1 protein-coding gene is annotated in these 2,904 nt (G+C 63.6%); it reads left to right on the top strand.

Annotated features, from left to right (window positions below):
• Window positions 1–2,904 (top strand): Ig-like domain-containing protein (locus IE125_RS19120; RefSeq protein WP_229809220.1); only part of this gene is annotated, 2,904 nt, incomplete at both ends.

Here is a 2,904-nt window from a genome sequence, read left to right as displayed (position 1 = left end):
TTTACCGTCGACGACGCAGATGCCCTGCCCGATGGCGATGTCACGTTTACCGCAACCTCGACCGATGCCGCCGGCAATGTCTCGCCAGCCAGCGACGCCTTCACACTGACGGTGGATACGGCCGCACCGGCGGCGCCCACGGTCGACCCGACCAACGGCGATACGATCACCGGCACCGCCGAGGCGGGCAGCACGGTCACGTTGACCGATGGTGACGGTAACCCCATCGCCGACAATATCGCGACCGATCCGGACACCGGGACCTGGACCTACACGGCTGATCCAGCGCTGGCCGACGGCACCGAAATCAACGCCACGGCCACCGATGCGGCGGGTAATGCAAGCGATCCCGCCATCGCCATCGTCGATGCCGTTCCCCCGACTCAGGGAGACGGGCTCAACGCCATCGCCATCAACGATGGCGGCGACGGCTTGCTGAGCGCCGATGAAGCCGGCACCGTGACACTCACCGGCAATATCGAAAGCGGTGCCAGCGTGACTGGCCTGACCATCACGAGCAGCGGCGGCGGTACCCCGGTCACGGTCGATCCGGCCGATATCGCGGTCGATGCCGATGGCAATGTGACAGTGACAGCCCAGGATCTTTCCGGTCTCGCCGACGGCACGTTGACCGCGACGCTTTCGGTGACCGACGCCGCCGGTAACACCGGTACGGTCACCGATACCTCGACGCTGGATATCACTGCGCCGGCGGCGCCCACGGCGACGCTCGCCACCGATACCGGTGCCGATAACGCCGACGGCATCACCAGCGATGCCACCGTCAACGTCAGCGGCCTCGACGATGGCGCGACCTGGGAGTACTCCACCGACGGCGGCACGACCTGGACCGATGGCATCGGCACCAGCTTCGAGCTGCCGGAGGATACATACGCCGACGGCGACGTACAGGTGCGCCAGACTGATGCCGCGGGTAACACCAGCGATGTAGGGAATCTGGGGCCTGTTACGGTCGATCTCACTGACCCGGCCGCGCCAACGCTGGAACTCGCCACCGACACTGGTGCGGATACCGCTGACGGCATCACCAACGATGCTACCGTCAACGTGAGCAACCTCGAAAATGGGGCGACCTGGGAATACTCCATCGACGGCGGCAATACCTGGACGACCGGCACCGATTCCAGCTTTGAATTGCCAGAGGGCACCTACGCCGATGGCGATGTTCGCGTACGCCAGATCGATAATGCCGGCAACGTCGGCGTAAGCGCCGGCTTGGACGCCGTCACCATCGACGCCACCGCGCCTGACGCGCCGACGCCCTCTCTCGCCACGGATACTGGCTCGGATGGTGCAGACGGCATCACCAGTGATGCCACCGTCACCGTCAGTGGCGTCGAGAGTGGTGCAACCTGGGAGTACTCCACCGACGGTGGAGACACCTGGACGGCGGGCAGCGGGAATAGCTTCGAACTCGCGGCAACGACTTACAGCGATGGTGACATTCAGGTACGCCAGACCGATGTGGCTGGCAATACCAGCATTGCCGGCAGCCTGGGGCCAATCACGATTGACCAGACTGCTCCGGAGGCCCCCGTTATCGCTAGTGCCACGGACAATGTCGCACCGCAAACCGATAGCCTGGCAAACGGCGATGCCACCAACGACAACACGCCGCAACTGACCGGCACTGCAGAGGCCGGCGCCTCGGTAACGCTTTACATCAACGGTGACGCGCAACCCGACGTGATTACTGCCGATGGCGATGGCAACTGGTCGTTCACGACCGCCGCACTCGATGACGGTGACTACACCTTTACCGTGCGAGCGACCGACACCGCCGGCAATGTCTCCCTGGCCAGCCCGGCATTCACGCTGACCGTCGATACCGTGGCTCCCGATGCTCCGACACTGGACGAGACTGACGGGTCACCGATCACAGGCACGGCAGAAGCCGGCGCAACGATCACATTGACCGACGCCAATGACGACTTGATTGGCACGACGGTTGCTGGCGCCCAGGGTAACTGGTCGTATGCTCCTGATGAACCGCTGGATGACGGCGCGGTAATCAACGCAACGGCAACCGATGCCGCCGGCAACGAGAGCGGGATCGCCACGACAACGGTCGATGCCGATTTCGCCGACGACACTCCACCCCCGGCACCGACCATCGAATTCGCGATCGACGATGTCGACCCGCAGACCGATAACCTCGCTGACGGCGACAGCACCAACGATACGTTACCCGTGCTGCAGGGCACTGCCGAAGCCGGCAGCACGGTCGACATTTCACTCAATGGCACTCTACTCGATTCGGTGACAGCCGATGGCCAAGGCAACTGGTCATATACCCTGACGACCGAATTGACGGCGGGCGATGCAGTCTTTACCGCTACAGCCACTGACGCCAACGACAATACCTCCAATACAAGCGCCCCGTTCACGCTCACGGTCGATACTGTCACGCCTGATGCGCCCACCATCGACAGCGCCACAGATGATGTCGATCCGGCTGGTGCGCTGACCGATGGCGACAGCACCAATGACAGCACGCCGACGCTGAATGGCACCGCCGAGGCCAACGCAACGGTGACGATTCTGGCGAACGGCACTGCCATTGGCACTACGACAGCAGGTGTCGACGGCAACTGGACGTTCACGCCGGACGACATGGATGCCCTTGCCGATGGCGACGTCACATTCACGGCCACGGCCACAGATGCCGCAGGCAATGCCTCTGGCGCCAGCAATGACTTTGCGCTGATCATCGATACAGGCACACCTACGGTGCCTACACCGACCCTGGCGACAGATACCGGTGCCGATAACGTCGACAGCATTACCAGTGACGCCACCGTCAATGTCGGCGGCCTCGAAGATGGCGCGACCTGGGAGTACTCCACCGACGGCGGCACGACCTGGACCGCCGGAACCGGCACC

This window comes from Salinicola rhizosphaerae, assembly GCF_014652715.1.
GTDB lineage: Bacteria > Pseudomonadota > Gammaproteobacteria > Pseudomonadales > Halomonadaceae > Salinicola > Salinicola rhizosphaerae.
This window is presented reverse-complemented; position numbering and strand designations above follow the sequence as displayed.